The organism is Variovorax sp. Soil_C_12, assembly GCF_057657375.1.
The window spans coordinates 339,376-354,624 of the sequence record NZ_JBDGIO010000006.1; the positions used below are offsets into that span (position 1 = coordinate 339,376).

Consider the following 15,249-nt stretch of genomic DNA (forward strand, 5'->3'; position numbering starts at 1 on the left):
GGGTTCCCATGACGGCCCAACGCAGCGCTCTCGAGGGAGGCCGCTGGCATTTCAACCACGGCCCGATCGACATCGTGGCCGAGGCGCATGGCAACGAGGTGGAGGTCGCGGTCGCGCACGAGCTCGCCTGGCGGCGCTTCGGCACGGTGCTCGACGAACTGGTGGGCGAGCTGCGCCTGCTGCGCCAGCCCGTGGGCGAGACCTGTGCGCTGCAGGGCCCGATCGCACGGCGCATGTGGCAGGCCTGTGCGCCTTTCCGTGCCGGTTTCATCACGCCGATGGCCGCCGTGGCGGGCGCCGTCGCGCAGGAGCTCATTGCCTTCTACCGGCGCGAGGGCATCGAGCGTGCGTGGATCAACAACGGCGGCGACATTGCCTTGCACCTTGCGCCGGGCCAGTCGGCGCGCGTCGGCCTGTTCGCCGACCTGGCGCGCTTCGACCTTCGCGAGCGCGGCCCGCTCACCACCGACGGCCAGTTCGAGCTGCGCGCCGAGATGCCCGTGCGCGGCGTCGCCACCAGCGGCTGGCGCGGCCGCAGCTTCTCGCTGGGCATTGCCGACAGCGTGACCGTGCTCGCCGCCACGGCGGCAGAGGCGGATGCGGCCGCCACGGTGATCGCCAACGCGGTGAACGTGGAAGACGCGGGCATCCATCGCCGCCCCGCCGGCGAATGCAAGGACGACAGCGATCTCGGCGACATCCCGGTGACGGTCGATGTCGAGACGCTTGCGCCCGCGCAGGTGCAGCGCGCACTGGAGGCGGGCGCCGCTCGCGCGATGGCCCTGCAACGCTCGGGGCTGATCGGGTCCGCCATGCTGGTTTGCCAGGGGCAATGGCGCCTCGTGGAACCTTTAAGCTCGCCAGCGTCCGGCATTTCCGCGCTAGTGAATTCGCCGCAGGCCGCGGCAGTTGGTTCAGTATTTGCTTAACGAAAAGCAGGACCCTTCGATGATCGATATACGCCGTGTTTTCACCCAGGTCGAGACCATCCACCACGAGTTCGGCCCGCGCGCAGCGACGCCGCTGGTGCGCGGTGCGATCGGCGCGGTGCTCGCCAATCCCTTCGCCGGCCGCTACGAGCCCGACATCCTGCCGATGATGAGCCTGCTCGATCCGGTGGGCGTCGACATGGCGCACCGCCTGCATGCGGCAATGGATGTGCCGCTCGCGCGCATCGCGACCTACGGCAAGGGCGCGATCGTCGGCGCCGCCGGCGAGCTGGAGCATGGCGCGCTGTGGCATGTGCCGGGCGGCTATGCGATGCGGGAGCTGCTGGGTTGGAAGGGCGATCGCGCGGCCTACACCGCCGGCACCGTGGACGAGAAGAAGACCGGGCAGCCGGGTAACGCGCTCTCGATCGTGCCCTCGACGAAGAAGGTGGGGCCGCCCGGCGCGACGCTCGACGTGCCGCTGACCAACATCAACGCCAGCTACGTGCGCGGCCAGTTCGATGCCATCGAGGTGCGCGTGCCGGGTGCACCGGCGTCCGACGAGATTGTCTTCATCCTCGCCATGAGCACCGGCTACCGCGTCCATGAGCGCGTGGGCGGCCTGCGCGCCGAGAACATCGCCAAGTGGGACGGACTGCGCTGAAGCCCCGAAGCAGCAGTGCCCTTCATTCAGAGACACAAGGAAAGAACCATGAGCGCCAACATCCGCAAGCTCGTCGTGCAGATCGACGAAACCCGCAAGGAAATGGGCAAGGCCATCGAGCCGCCCACGCGCCGTGCCGTGGCCATCGCGGTCATCGAGAACCCTTACGCCGGCCGCTACAGCGAATCGCTCGACGAGCTGATCGCCATCGGCGAAGAGCTGGGCGCGCTGCTGGGCCAGAAGGCCGTCCAGGCGCTGGGCATCGAGCCCCGCCAGGCGCAGAGCTACGGCAAGGCCGCGATCGTCGGCGAATCCGGCGAGCTGGAGCATGCCGCTGCCATCCTGCATCCCAAGCTCGGCGCGCCGCTGCGCGTGGCGGTGGAGAAGGGCGCTGCGCTGGTGCCCTCGGCCAAGAAGCGCGGCACGCTGGGCACCGCCATCGACGTGCCGCTGGGCCACAAGGACGCGGCCTTCGTGCGCAGCCACTTCGACGCCGTGGAGGCGCGTGTGTCCGATGCACCGCGCGCCAACGAGATCGTCGTGGCCGTCGCCGTGACCGACAGCGGCCGCCCGCTGCCGCGCATCGGCGGGCTGCAGGTCTCCGAGATCAAGGGCGAGGACGGGCTTCGTTGAGCCGCCACGCCACCTTCCCGATTTTTCACTGTTCGACCCCCAAGGAGCTTTCGATGAACCCCCTGCGTCATGTCTTCAGTGCGGCCGCCGTCGCCTCGCTCGCCGCCACCGCGCTCGTCCCCGCGCATGCGCAGGGCGTGATCAAGATCGGCGAGATCAACAGCTACAAGGCGCAACCCGCCTTCCTCGAGCCCTACAAGAAGGGCATGGAGCTGGCGGTCGACGAGATCAACGCCGCGGGCGGCGTCAACGGCAAGAAGATCGAGCTCATCAGCCGCGACGACAACGCCAACCCCGGCGACGCGGTGCGCGTGGCCGAGGAGCTGGTCTCGCGCGAGAAGGTGGACCTGCTCGCCGGCACCTTCCTGTCGAACACCGGCCTGGCGGTCACCGACTTCGCCAAGCAGAAGAAGTTCTTCTTCCTGGCCGGCGAGCCGCTCACCGACAAGATCACCTGGCAGGGCGGCAACCAGTACACCTTCCGCCTGCGCCCCGGCACCTACATGCAGGCGGCGATGCTGGTGCCCGAGGCGGCAAAGCTCAAGAAGAAGCGCTGGGCCGTGGTCTACCCCAACTACGAGTACGGCCAGTCGGCGGTGGCGGCCTTCAAGAACCTGCTGAAGGCGGCGCAGCCCGACGTGGAGTTCGTGGCCGAGCAGGCGACGCCGCTGGGCAAGGTCGACGCCGGCAGCGTGGTGCAGGCGCTGGCCGACGCCAAGCCCGATGCGATCTTCAACGTGCTCTTCGGCGCCGACCTCTCGAAGTTCGTGCGCGAGGGCAACACGCGCGGCCTCTTCAAGGACCGCGAGGTGGTCAGCGTACTGACCGGCGAGCCCGAGTACATGGACCCGCTGAAGGACGAGGCGCCCAACGGCTGGATCGTCACCGGCTACCCGTGGTACGGCATCACCACGCCCGAGCACAAGAAGTTCGAGCAGGCCTACCAGGCCAAGTTCAAGGACTACCCGCGCCTGGGCTCGGTGGTGGGCTACAGCATGATCAAGTCGGCCGCGGCCGGCATCGCCAAGGCCAAGAGCACCGACACCGACAAGCTGGTCGCCGCCTTCAAGGGCCTGCAGGTCGACACGCCCTTCGGGAAGATCACCTACCGCCCGGAAGACCACCAGTCGACCATGGGTGCTTTCGTGGGCCGCACCAAGAACGAGGGCGGCAAGGGCGTGATGGTCAACTACGTGTACCTCGACGGTGCCGACGCCAAGTACCAGCCGCCGGTCGAAGAGCTGAAGAAGTCCCGCGCCAACGACTGAGCCAGAGGCGGACGAGTCATGAGTTTTTCAGGCTTCATCGTCCAGCTCCTCAACGGGCTGGCGAGCGCGTCCTCGCTGTTCCTCGTGGCGGCGGGGTTGTCGCTGATCTTCGGCGTCACGCGGATCGTGAATTTCGCGCATGGCTCGTTCTTCATGGTGGGCATCTACGTCGCCTACACGCTGGTCGAGCGGCTGGGCACCGGCTTCGGCTTCTGGCCGGCGCTGGTGGTGGCGGCGTTGGCGGTGGGCGTGCTCGGTGCGTTGATCGAGGTGGTGCTGCTGCGCCGCATCTACAAGTCGCCCGAGCTGTTCCAGCTGCTCGCGACCTTCGCGCTGGTGCTGGTGATCAAGGACGCGGTGCTGTGGCTCTGGGGGCCCGACGAGCTGCTGGGGCCGCGTGCGCCAGGGCTTTCCGGCTCGGTCGCCATCCTCGGGCGCCAGTTCCCGTCCTATGACCTGTTCCTGATCGTGGTCGGCCCGGTGGTGCTGGGCCTGGTGTGGATGCTGCTCACGCGCACCCGCTTCGGCACGCTGGTGCGCGCAGCCACGCAAGACCGCGAGATGGTCAGCGCGCTGGGCGTCAACCAGGCCTGGCTGTTCACGGCCGTGTTCGCGCTCGGCGCCATGCTGGCGGGCCTGGGCGGCGCGCTGCAACTGCCGCGCGAGCCGGCCACGCTGGAGATGGACCTCAACACCATCGGCGCCGCCTTCGTGGTGGTGGTGGTGGGCGGCATGGGATCGATCCCCGGCGCCTACGCGGCCGCGCTGCTGATCGCCGAGATCAAGGCGATCTGCATCTGGCTGGGCGTGGTGGATGTCTTCGGCATCAGCGTGTCCTTCTCCAAGCTGACGCTGGTGGTGGACTTCCTCGTGATGGCCGTGGTGCTGGTGTGGCGCCCCTGGGGGCTCTTCGGCCGGCCGCAGGCGCCCAGCCGCTACGTGGGCATGCAGGAGGAGCCGCTGCGCCGCCCCAGCAAGACCTACCTGGTGGCCGCGGCCGTCTTCGGCCTGGTGCTGGCGGCGGTGCCCATCTTCACCGCCGACTCGCCCTACACCACGGTGCTGATGATCGACCTGATGATCGCCGCGCTGTTCGCCACCAGCCTGCACTTCATCATGGGCCCGGCCGGCATGCATTCCTTCGGGCATGCGGCCTACTTCGGGCTCGGCGCGTACGGTGCTGCCCTGCTGGTGCGCGCGAGCGGCATGCCGATGGAGCTGGCGCTCATCCTTGCGCCGCTGGTGGCGGCGGCCGGCGCCTTCGTCTACGGCTGGTTCGCGGTGCGGCTGTCGGGCGTGTACCTCGCGATGCTGACGCTGGCCTTCGCGCAGATCACCTGGGCCATCACCTACCAGTGGGACACTTTCACCGGCGGCAGCAACGGGCTCACCGGCGTGTGGCCGGCGGCCTGGCTCGCGGACAAGCGGGTGTATTACTGGGTCACGCTGCTGCTGGTGGGGCTGGGCGTGCTGTGGCTGCGGCGCGTGCTGTTCTCGCCCTTCGGCTATGCGCTGCGCGCGGGCCGCGATTCGGTGCTGCGCGCGGACGCGATCGGCATCGACGTCAAGCGCATGCAGTGGGCCGCCTTCGTGATGGCCGGCGCGGCGGCGGGGCTGGCGGGGGCGCTCTATGCCTTCTCCAAGGGCAGCATCTCGCCGGAGTCGCTGAGCGTGGGCAAGTCGGTCGACGGGCTGGTGATGGTGCTGCTGGGCGGCATTCAGACGCTGGCGGGGCCGGTGGTGGGAGCCGTGACCTTCACCTGGCTGCACGACACGGTGGCGCGCAATACCGACTACTGGCGGGCCATGCTGGGCGGGATCATCCTGCTGCTGGTGCTGCTGTTCCCGCAGGGGATCGCGGGGTTTGCGAAGCAGCTGTTCGATCGGCGGCGGCATTCGAAGGACCCGGCCGAACTCAAGGAAGCCAAGGCATGAGCCTTCTCAAAGTCACGGAACTCGGCAAGTCCTTCGGCGGCGTCAAGGCCGTCGACGGCATCAGCTTCGACCTCGCCCCCGGCGAGCTGCTGGCGCTGATCGGCCCCAACGGCGCCGGCAAGTCCACCACTTTCAACATGGTCAACGGGCAACTGAAGGCCGACCGCGGCTCGATCCTGCTCGACGGAGAAGAGCTCGTGGGCCGCAAGCCGCGCGAGATCTGGCGCATGGGCGTGGGCCGCACCTTCCAGATCGCCGAGACCTTCGCGTCGCTCACCGTGGTGGAGAACGTGCAGATGGCGCTGCTCTCGCACGACCACAAGCTCTTCGCGACCTGGCGCCGCGCCGCCGACCACAAGCGCGAGGAGGCGCTGGCCCTGCTCGACCAGGTCGGCATGAAGGCCCAGGCCGACCGCCCCTGCAGCGTGCTGGCCTACGGCGACGTCAAGCGCGTCGAGCTCGCGATCGCCATGGCCAACTCGCCGAAGCTGCTGCTGATGGACGAGCCCACCGCCGGCATGGCCCCCAAGGAGCGCAACTCATTGATGGCCCTGACCAAGCAACTGGTGATCGACCGCGGCATGGCCGTGCTCTTCACCGAGCACAGCATGGATGTGGTCTTCGCCTATGCCGACCGCATGATCGTGCTGGCGCGCGGCCGCCTCATCGCACAGGGCAAGCCGCTGGAGATCCGCGACCATCCCAAGGTGCAGGAGGTCTATTTCGGCAGCGGCAAGACCTTCGAGAAGATCGCGGAGAAGGCGGCCGCGGTGAATGCCGCCGTGGCGGGGGAAACTGCATGAACATCGCCCGGCCGCCCGAAGGGGCTTGCACCGCAGCCAAAAACGAAGGTGTCTTCCAATGAGCACACATGAAGTCCTGCTCGAGGCCAAGGCCCTGTGCGCCTGGTATGGCGCCGCTCAGATCCTCTACGACGTCGACCTCGAAGTGCGGCGCGGCGAGGTGGTCGCGCTCATGGGCCGCAACGGCGCCGGCAAGTCCACCACGCTCAAGGCGCTGATCGGCATGCTGTCCAAGCGGCGCGGCGCGGTGCGCTTCCTGGGCCACGACATCTCCAAGTGCGAGCCGCACCACGCCGCCAAGCTGGGCCTGGGCTTCGTGCCCGAGGACCGGCGCGTGTTCACCGACCTCACGGTGATGGAGAACCTCGAGGTCGGCAAGCAGGCCGCGCGCCGCTGGGCCGACGGCAGCGAGGCGCCGCTGTGGACGCCCGAGCGCCTCTTCAAGCTCTTCCCCAACCTCGGCGAGATGCCGCAGCGCCCGGGCGGGCGCATGAGCGGCGGCGAGCAACAGATGCTGACGGTGGCGCGCACGCTGATGGGCAACCCCTACCTCGTGCTGCTGGACGAGCCCTCCGAGGGCGTGGCGCCGGTGATCGTCGAGCAGATGGCCAACATGATCCTCGAGCTCAAGGCGCAGGGCGTGAGCATCCTGCTGTCGGAGCAGAACATGCACTTCGCCGAGCTGGTCTCCGACCGCGCTTATGTGCTGGAGAAGGGGCAGATCCGCTACCAGGCCTCGATGGCCGATCTGGCGACCAACGAGGAAGTAAGGCGGGCCTACCTGTCCGTCTGATCACGGCTTTCATCAACCCGAGGAGCGAACACACCATGCACAACACGCACCGCAGAATCTTTCTACAGTCCGCCGCCGCATTGGGCCTGGCCGGGCTTTCGGCGCCGCTGTTCGCGGCAGCGAGGATCAAGCCCTCCGGCAAGTCGGCGCTGATCGTGGTCGATGTGCAGAACTGCTTCGTCGACGGCGGCACGCTGCCGGTGAAGGGCGGCGCCGATGTGGTGCCGGTGATCAACAAGCTCTCCACCGCGTTCGAGAACATCGTGCTCACGCAGGACTGGCACACGCAAGGCCACGCCTCCTTCGCCAGCGCGCATCCGGGGCAGAAGCCCTTCAGCAGCATCAAGCTCGGCTACGGCAACCAGGTGCTGTGGCCCGACCACTGCGTGCAGGGCACGGACGACGCCGCGCTGCACAAAGACCTGAAGCTGCCGAGCGCGCAGCTGATCATCCGCAAGGGCTACCACAAGGGCGTCGACAGCTACTCGGCTTTCGAGGAGGCCGATCGCAAGACGCCCACCGGCCTGGCGGGCTACCTCAAGGCGCGCGGCATCAAGACCGTGTTCGTGACCGGCCTGGCCACCGACTTCTGCGTGGCCTGGACCGCGCTCGATGCGCGCAAGGCCGGCTTCGAGGCCTATGTGATCGAGGACGCGACGCGCGCCATCGACCTGAACGGCTCGCTCGCCAAGGCCTGGAAAGAGATGCAGACCAAGGGCGTCAAGCGCATCCAGTCGAGCGATATCGAGATGAGCGCCTGAGGAGCCCGCGCGCGCAATGCAGGAACTCGCACTGAAGGTCAACGGACGCGAGGTCGCGCTGTCGGTGCCCGTGGCGGCCTCGCTGCTGCACGTGCTGCGCAACGACCTCGCGCTCAATGGCCCGAAGTACGGCTGCGGGCTGGGCCAGTGCGGTGCCTGCACGGTGTGGGTCGACGGCGTGGCGGCGCGCGCCTGCGTGATCCCGGCGCATGGCGTGGCCGGCCGCGCGATCACCACGCTGGAAGGGCTCGGCTCGCGCGAGAAATGGCATCCCGTGCAGCAGGCCTTCGAGGAAGCCCAGGCCGCGCAGTGCGGCTACTGCCTCAACGGCATGGTGATGCAGGCCGCCGCGCTGCTCGCGCGCGACCCGCACCCCGGCGATGAGCGCATCCGCGCCGAGCTCTCGGGCAACTTGTGCCGTTGCGGCACGCATGTGGAGATCCTGGCCGCGGTGCAGTCTGCCGCAGAGCGGTTGGCGAAGGGCGAGCCCTCGTGAGCGCCGCCCGGCCGCCAGCAGGCGCTCGCACCGCAGCCGAAGGCGAAGGTCTCCAATGACCCTGCGCGCCGAACAGCCGCGCACCCGCAGCGACTTCCTGAACGCCCGGGACGTGCTGGTGGTGGTGCGCGAGACGCCGCCCGCGCCGCCCGCCGCCAATGGCCAGCCCGCGGTGGTCGCGGGCAATCCCGCCGAAGGGCCCGAGATCCTGCTCGCGCTGTGGAGCGACGGCAGCGCGACCGCGCTCAACGGCCATGTGGACCTGGGCACCGGCATCCGCACCGCGCTGGCCCAGGTGGTGGCCGAGGAGCTCGACCTGCCGCTGTCGCAGGTACACATGGTGCTCGGCGACACGGCGCGCGCGCCCAACCAGGGCGCGACCATCGCCAGCGCCTCGCTGCAGATCCACGCCGTGCCGCTGCGGCTGGCAGCGGGGCAGGCGCGCGCCTGGCTGCTCGCGCAGGCCGCCGAGCGCTTTGGGGTGCAGCCCTCGCTGCTCGAGGTGCGCGAGGGCTGCATCCATGCCGGCGAGGACCGGGCCTTCAGCGTGCCCTTCGGCGAGCTGGTGGCCGGCACGCGCACCGTGCTGCAGCTGGACGGCGCGGCCCCGCTCAAGGACCCGAAGGACTATCGCCTCGTCGGCACCGCGGTCCCGCGCGTCGACATCCCGGCCAAGCTGGCCGGCGAGACGGTGTTCGTACACGACATGCGCGTGCCCGGCATGCTGCACGGCCGTGTCGTGCGGCCGCCCTATGCGGGCGCGGACCACGGCGACTTCATCGGCAACACGCTGGAGTCGGTCGACGAATCCTCCATCGCCCACATCCCCGGCATCCGCGCGGTGGTGGTGATCCGCGACTTCGTCGGCATCGTGGCCGAGCGCGAAGAGCATGCAGAGCAGGCGCTGCGCGAGCTGCGGGTGCGCTGGAAGGCCTGGCCGGGACTGCCCGCGCTCGATGACCTGGAAGGCGCGATCCGCGCCAACCCGGCGACGCAGCGCCTGCTGGTCGACGAGGGCCGGGTCGACGAAGCGCTCGCGAATGCAGCCCAGGCGATGCCGCGCACCTATGTCTGGCCCTACCAGATGCATGCCTCCATCGGCCCCTCGTGCGCGCTCGCCCACTGGCAGCCCGAGGGCGAGGCGGGCGTGCAGCTGCGTGTGTGGGCCGGCTCGCAGAACCCGCATGTGCTGCGGGCCGACCTCGCGAACCTCATGGGGCTTGAGGACCTGGCCGTCGACGTGGTGCGCATGGAGGCCGCCGGCTGCTACGGCCGCAACGGCGCCGACGACGTGGCGGCCGATGCGGCCCTGCTCGCGCGCGCGGCCGGCGCGCCGGTGCGCGTGCAGCTCACGCGCGAGCAGGAGCATGCCTGGGAGCCCAAGGGCGCGGCGCAGCTGATGCAGGTCAACGGCGGGCTCGATGCCGAGGGCGGCGTGGCGGCCTATGACTTCGAGACCTCCTACCCGTCGAACGGCGCGCCGACGCTGGCGCTGCTGCTGACGCGCACCGTCGAGCCGGTCGCCCAGGCCTTCGAGATGGGTGACCGCACCGCGCGCCCGCCCTATGCCTATGAGAACCTGCGGGTCAAGGTCAACGACATGGCGCCCATCGTGCGCGCCTCCTGGCTGCGCGGCGTCTCGGCGCTGCCCAGCTCCTTCGCGCACGAGTCCTACGTGGACGAGCTGGCGACCGCGGCCGGCGTGGACCCGGTGGCCTTCCGCCTGCGCCACCTGCGTGATCCGCGCGCGGCCGAGCTGGTGCGCGAGACCGCCCAGAAGGCCGGCTGGCGCATGCGCACCGGGCCGCAGGAGAATGCCGACGGCGGCCTCGGATCAGGCGGCGACGTGCTCTTCGGCCAGGGCTTCGCCTATGCCCGCTACGTGCACAGCAAGTGGCCTGGCTTCGGCGCGGCCTGGTCGGCCTGGGTGGCCGACGTCGAGGTCCACAAGACCACCGGCGAGGTGCACGTGCGCCGCGTGGTGGTGGGGCACGACGCGGGGCTGATGGTGAACCCTGCCGGGGTCGAGCACCAGATCCACGGCAACGTGATCCAGACCACCAGCCGGGCCTTGAAAGAGCGCGTGCAGTTCGCGCCGCCGGCGCAGCCGTCCGGCGGCGAGACGCTGCCGGGCGTGCTGCCGGCGGGCGTGGTGGCGAGCCGCGAATGGGGCAGCTACCCGATCCTCAGCTTCCGCGAGGTGCCGGTGATCGAGGTCATGCACATGCAGCGGCCGGGCGAGCCGCCGCTGGGGGCGGGGGAGTCGGCCTCGGTGCCGGGGACGGCGGCGATTGCGAATGCGATCTTCGATGCGACGGGGGTGCGGTTCAGGGCGCCGCCGTTCACGCCGGAGGTGGTGAGGGCTGCGCTGAATCCGCTGGCATCTCCCGACGCACAGAAGGCCGATGACTTGCTCCCTCCCCCTCTGGGGGAGGGAGGGGGTGGGGGCGCGCGGGCGGTCGATGGTGGCGCCGTCGTGCCCCCATCCCAGCCTTCCCCCAGGGGGGGAAGGAGCAAAACCGTCTGGGCCACGGCCACCGCCCTCGTCATCGGCGGCCTGGGCCTCATCGCCGGCCTCCTCGGCTGGCGCTCCACCATCGCCCCCGTCACCCTCAGCGCCCCCGTCTACAGCCAGGCCACCATCGACCGCGGCCGCACCCTCGCCGCCCTCGGCGACTGCGCCGTCTGCCACACCGCCCCGGGCGGCACGCCCAACGCCGGCGGCCGCGCGATGGACACGCCCTTCGGCACCATCCACACCACCAACCTGACGCCCGACCCCGACACAGGCCTCGGCCGCTGGTCCTTCAGCGCCTTTCAGCGCGCGATGCGCGAGGGCATCTCGCGCGACGGCCACCATCTCTACCCGGCCTTTCCCTACACCGCCTTCGCCAAGACCAGCGACGACGACCTGCAGGCGCTCTACGCCTACTTCATGACGTTGCCCGCGGTGCAGGCGCCCACGCCGAAGTCCTCGCTGAAGTTCCCCTTCGGCATCCGTCCGCTGATGGCCGGCTGGAACGCGCTCTTCCACGATCCCGCCCCCCTGCAGCCGAACCCGCGACAGAGCGCCGAATGGAACCGCGGCGCCTACCTGGTCGACGGCCTGGGCCATTGCGGCGCCTGCCACACCCCGCGCAACGCGCTGGGCGCGGAGCAGGGCGGCAGCGCCTACCTGTCGGGCGCGATGGTCGAGGGCTGGGAGGCGCCCGCGCTCACGGGCCTGGCCTCGAAGTCGGCCGTGCCCTGGAACGCCGAATCGCTCTACCGCTACTTGCGCAACGGCCACAGCCCGCAGCACGGCACGGCCGGCGGCCCGATGGCGGAGGTGGTGCGCGAGCTCGCCCAGGTGCCCGACGCGGACATCCGCGCCATGGCCTCCTACCTGGCCTCCTTCAATGCGCAGACCAGCGAGGCCGAGGCCCGTGCGCAGGCGCAGCGCGCGGTCGCCACCGCCGCTGCGCGCCAGGGCCAACTGCTCGGCCCGGCCCAGCGCCTGTTCGACGGCGCCTGCGCCGCCTGCCACCACGACGGCAACGGCCCCACGCTGCTCGGCGCCAACGTGCCGCTTGCGCTCAACAGCAACCTCACGAGCGCGCGCCCCGACAACCTGCTGCGCACCATCCTCGACGGCGTGCGCGAACCGGCCACGCGCGACATCGGCTTCATGCCCGCCTTCCGCGAGGCGCTCAGCGATGCGCAGATCGCCGAGCTGGCCGGCTACATGCGCGCGCGTTTCGCGCCGCAGGAGCCGGCGTGGAAGGATCTGGCGTCGGAGGTCGCGCGGGTGCGAGGCCGCGAATGAATACGGGCTGACCGGAGCGCGAAGAACGCGAAGGTTTCGCGAAGGACGCGAAAAAGACATACAGAATGGTCTTCCTGGATTCCTTTGCGTCCTTCGCGAAACCTTCGCGTCCTCTGCGTCCGGTACCCGATTTCTTGGAGACAACATGCCCCAGTCCCTCTCGTCCGCCACCAGCCTGCCCCGCGACGCCGGGCGCGCCGCCCTGATCGGCCGCCTCTGGCAACCCGATGTCGGGCCCACGCCGGTGGTGGTGCACGAAGGCGGCTTGCACGACCTGACGCGCCTTGCGCCCACCACCAGCCAGCTGCTCGAGCTCGACGATCCCGTGGGCATGGTGCGCCAGGCCCTGCGCGACAACGAAGCGCCGCGCATTGCGGCGCTCGACGCTTCGCTGGCCAACAGCGACGAGGCCGCGCGCGATCCCGAACTGCCCTGGCTGCTCGCCCCCTGCGACCTGCAGGCGGTGAAGGCCAGCGGCGTGACCTTCGTCGCCAGCCTGCTGGAGCGCGTGATCGAGGAGCAGGCGCGCGGCGATGCCTCCCGGGCCGAAACCATCCGCGCCGCGCTCGGCGGCGTGCTGGGCGACAACCTCGCCGGCATCGTGCCCGGCTCGCCGCAGGCGGCCCAGGTCAAGGAGGTGCTGATCGCGCAGGGCGCCTGGTCGCAGTACCTCGAGGTCGGCATCGGCCCCGATGCCGAGATCTTCACCAAGGCGCCGGTGCTGTCGGCGGTGGGGACCGGTGCCGACGTCGGCATCCATTCCGGCTCGGTCTGGAACAACCCCGAGCCCGAGGTGGTGCTGGCAGTCGACAGCCGCGGCCGCACCCTGGGTGCGGCGCTGGGCAACGACGTCAACCTGCGCGACTTCGAAGGCCGCAGCGCGCTGCTGCTGGGCAAGGCCAAGGACAACAACGCTTCCTGCGCGATCGGCCCCTTCATACGCCTGTTCGACACGCATTTCGGCATCGACGACGTGCGCCGCATCACGGTGGCGCTGCGCGTCGCCGGGCCCGAGGGCTTCGTGCTCGAAGGATCGAGCTCGCTGGCGCAGATCAGCCGCGATCCGCTGGACCTGGTGTCGCAGGCCATCGGGCCCCATCACGCCTACCCGGACGGGCTGATGCTCTTCCTCGGCACCATGTTCGCGCCCACCCAGGATCGCCACGGCCCGGGGCAGGGCTTCACCCACGTGGTGGGCGACAGCGTCACCATCTCGGCGCCCGAGCTCGGCGCGCTGGAGAACCGCGTGGTGCATGCCGACCAAGCGGCGCGCTGGTCCTTCGGCATCGGCGCGCTGATGCGCAATCTGGCGGGGCGCGGGTTGCTTTAGGGCCTGTTGGGTCCCAAGAGGCTGGATATAGGCGGGCAACGCCGCAGACGCCCCTGGCGTCGCCCTGCTCCACATTAATCCCTAGCAGCTGGCGTGCAACAAAATCTAGCACTCGGATCGCAAGCATGAAGGACTTCATTGCCGCCTATTGCAACGCAAGGTTTGGCGCGGACTGATGCGTGGCCGCCGACGATTCGCTGAAACTGCACGCCGGCACCACGTTGTTGCCTCAGCAGGTCGTCGTTCACGCGCCACTCGGCAAGAACGGGGTGCTGGCCTTGCCGAACGGCTTCTCGCTCATGGACTACCAGGCGAGAGATTTTCCGGGGCCGGACCGGCGCGACGGCGTCGGCAGGCTTCCGGCGGATTTCCCTGGACGGTGCTGCGTCTCGAAGATCGCGATCGCTACATGGCGGCCCTGAACGCGGCAAGCGGCCGGAGCGATATCAAGCCCTTTGCAGCATTCGTCGCTCAGAGCATGGCTACGGCAAGGGAGGCGCGCAGGCCGACTCGCTAGGGGCGGAAAGCGGGTTTGTGCTGAGCCCCGCGGTGATCACGCAGCGCATCCGCGCCTTCGGCATCGTGGCGCTGTAGGGAGCGGAAACACAGTAAGACAATTTCCTCAAGGGTTTCTTCCCGCACGGGCCAGGGGCGAGGTTGGTAACAATTGTTCACAATCTGTGCCGCGCATTTTCACGCCCGGCCCCTTTGGAGGAGCCCATGAAAACCGTGCGAGTTCTTTGCTGTGCCGCTGCGCTCGTCTTGAGCGCCGCGAATGCAGCAGCCCAGATCCTGATCGGCCAGTCCGCCGACATGTCGGGGCCCGTCGCGGCCAGCGTGAGGGAGACCATCGCCGGCTCGCAGCTGGTCATCGACCACGTCAATGCGCAGGGCGGCATCCATGGCGAGAAGGTCGAGGTGATCCGCCTGGACGACGGGCTGGACCCGAAGCGCTCGGCGGAGAACTCGCGCATCCTGATCGAAGACAAGAAGGTGATCGCGCTGCTGCTCAACCGCGGCACGCCCAATGCGCTGGCCGTCATCCCGCTGCTCGACAAGAGCGGCACCCCGCTGATCGGGCCGTCCACCGGCGCGATGTCGCTGCACAAGCCGGTGCAGAAGCTTGTGTTCAACGTGCGCTCCACCTACCAGCGCGAGGCCGAGAAGGCGGTCCTGCATCTGCACACCGTGAGCATGCAGCGCATTGCCGTGGTCCAGGCCGACGACTCCTTCGGCAAGGATGCGATGGAAGGCGCGATGAAGGGCTTCGACAAGGCGGGCCTGAAGCCGGTCGTGTTGGCGCTGGCCGACCGCAACAAGCCCGACTACGCCACCATCGTGCCCAAGCTCACCGCCGCCAACGCGCAAGCCGTGCTGTGGATCGGCTCGGGCACGGCCGTCACCGAAGGCATCAAGGCGCTGCGCGCGGCGGGTTCCGCGGCGCAGGTCATCACGCTGTCGAACAACGCGGCCTCGGGCTTCATCAAAGAACTGGGCAACGCCAGCGGCGGCGTGGTCGTCATGCAGGTGCTGCCCTCGGAGCGCGCGATGGCGCATCCGCTGATCAAGGAGGCCTCGGACCTGGCCAAGGCCAAGGGCGACATCGAGCTCTCGCCGGCGCTGCTCGAGGGCTTCGTCGCCACCAAGGTGATGGTCGAGGCGCTGCGCCGCGCCGGCCCGAAGCCAACGCGCGCCAAGCTGCTCGCGGTGCTCAACGACTTGCGCTACGACGTGGGCGGCGGGCTGGAGGTGGGTTACTCGCCGCAGGATCACACGGGGATCGACTACGTCGACCTGTCGATCATCAGCGGGGGGCGGTTCAAGCGCTGAGT

13 protein-coding genes are annotated in these 15,249 nt (G+C 69.5%); all 13 read left to right on the top strand.

The annotated features are described in order from the left end of the window. The first annotated feature begins 8 nt into the window (after positions 1 to 8). The 13 genes from AC3A6X_RS18750 to AC3A6X_RS18810 all read left to right on the top strand — a co-directional run bounded on the left by AC3A6X_RS18750 (position 9) and on the right by AC3A6X_RS18810 (position 15,247). Positions 9 to 929: a UPF0280 family protein gene (locus tag AC3A6X_RS18750; RefSeq protein WP_487843601.1), complete on the top strand. Its 921-nt coding sequence runs from the start codon at positions 9 to 11 to the stop codon at positions 927 to 929. 19 nt (positions 930 to 948) lie between these two features. Next, positions 949 to 1,593, top strand: coding sequence for an amino acid synthesis family protein (locus tag AC3A6X_RS18755; RefSeq protein WP_487843602.1), 645 nt, complete (start codon positions 949 to 951; stop codon positions 1,591 to 1,593). Between the two features lie 48 nt (positions 1,594 to 1,641). After that, entirely contained in the window at positions 1,642 to 2,226 is a 585-nt protein-coding gene (locus tag AC3A6X_RS18760; RefSeq protein ID WP_487843603.1) for an amino acid synthesis family protein, read from the top strand. Between the two features lie 53 nt (positions 2,227 to 2,279). After that, the gene (locus tag AC3A6X_RS18765; RefSeq protein WP_487843604.1) at positions 2,280 to 3,494 is read left to right on the top strand and encodes an ABC transporter substrate-binding protein; all 1,215 of its coding nucleotides are present in this window, start codon (positions 2,280 to 2,282) and stop codon (positions 3,492 to 3,494) included. 18 nt (positions 3,495 to 3,512) lie between these two features. Continuing rightward, positions 3,513 to 5,429 carry an ABC transporter permease gene (locus tag AC3A6X_RS18770; RefSeq protein ID WP_487843605.1) on the top strand — a complete coding sequence of 639 codons (1,917 nt, stop codon included), beginning with the start codon at positions 3,513 to 3,515 and terminating at the stop codon, positions 5,427 to 5,429. Next, complete coding sequence (locus AC3A6X_RS18775; protein WP_487843606.1) at positions 5,426 to 6,232, top strand: ABC transporter ATP-binding protein; 807 nt, start codon at positions 5,426 to 5,428, stop codon at positions 6,230 to 6,232. The genes AC3A6X_RS18770 and AC3A6X_RS18775 overlap by 4 nt, the downstream gene beginning before the upstream one ends. Before the next feature lie 58 nt (positions 6,233 to 6,290). Continuing rightward, the gene (locus AC3A6X_RS18780) at positions 6,291 to 7,025 is read left to right on the top strand and encodes an ABC transporter ATP-binding protein (protein WP_487843607.1); all 735 of its coding nucleotides are present in this window, start codon (positions 6,291 to 6,293) and stop codon (positions 7,023 to 7,025) included. A 35-nt stretch (positions 7,026 to 7,060) separates the two neighbouring features. Next, the gene (gene pncA / locus AC3A6X_RS18785; protein WP_487843608.1) at positions 7,061 to 7,786 is read left to right on the top strand and encodes a bifunctional nicotinamidase/pyrazinamidase; all 726 of its coding nucleotides are present in this window, start codon (positions 7,061 to 7,063) and stop codon (positions 7,784 to 7,786) included. A gap of 16 nt (positions 7,787 to 7,802) precedes the next feature. Next, on the top strand, positions 7,803 to 8,282 hold the full coding sequence (locus tag AC3A6X_RS18790) for a (2Fe-2S)-binding protein (protein ID WP_487843609.1): 480 nt from the start codon (positions 7,803 to 7,805) through the stop codon (positions 8,280 to 8,282). Between the two features lie 55 nt (positions 8,283 to 8,337). Next, positions 8,338 to 12,087: a molybdopterin cofactor-binding domain-containing protein gene (locus AC3A6X_RS18795; protein WP_487843610.1), complete on the top strand. Its 3,750-nt coding sequence runs from the start codon at positions 8,338 to 8,340 to the stop codon at positions 12,085 to 12,087. Positions 12,088 to 12,232: 145 nt separating this feature from the next. After that, complete coding sequence (locus AC3A6X_RS18800) at positions 12,233 to 13,417, top strand: fumarylacetoacetate hydrolase family protein (protein WP_487843611.1); 1,185 nt, start codon at positions 12,233 to 12,235, stop codon at positions 13,415 to 13,417. 179 nt (positions 13,418 to 13,596) lie between these two features. Beyond that, positions 13,597 to 13,839 carry a hypothetical protein gene (locus tag AC3A6X_RS18805; RefSeq protein ID WP_487843612.1) on the top strand — a complete coding sequence of 81 codons (243 nt, stop codon included), beginning with the start codon at positions 13,597 to 13,599 and terminating at the stop codon, positions 13,837 to 13,839. Between the two features lie 298 nt (positions 13,840 to 14,137). After that, a complete protein-coding gene (locus AC3A6X_RS18810) occupies positions 14,138 to 15,247 on the top strand; it encodes an ABC transporter substrate-binding protein (protein WP_487843613.1) in 1,110 nt (369 codons plus the stop codon). Positions 15,248 to 15,249: the final 2 nt, after the last annotated feature.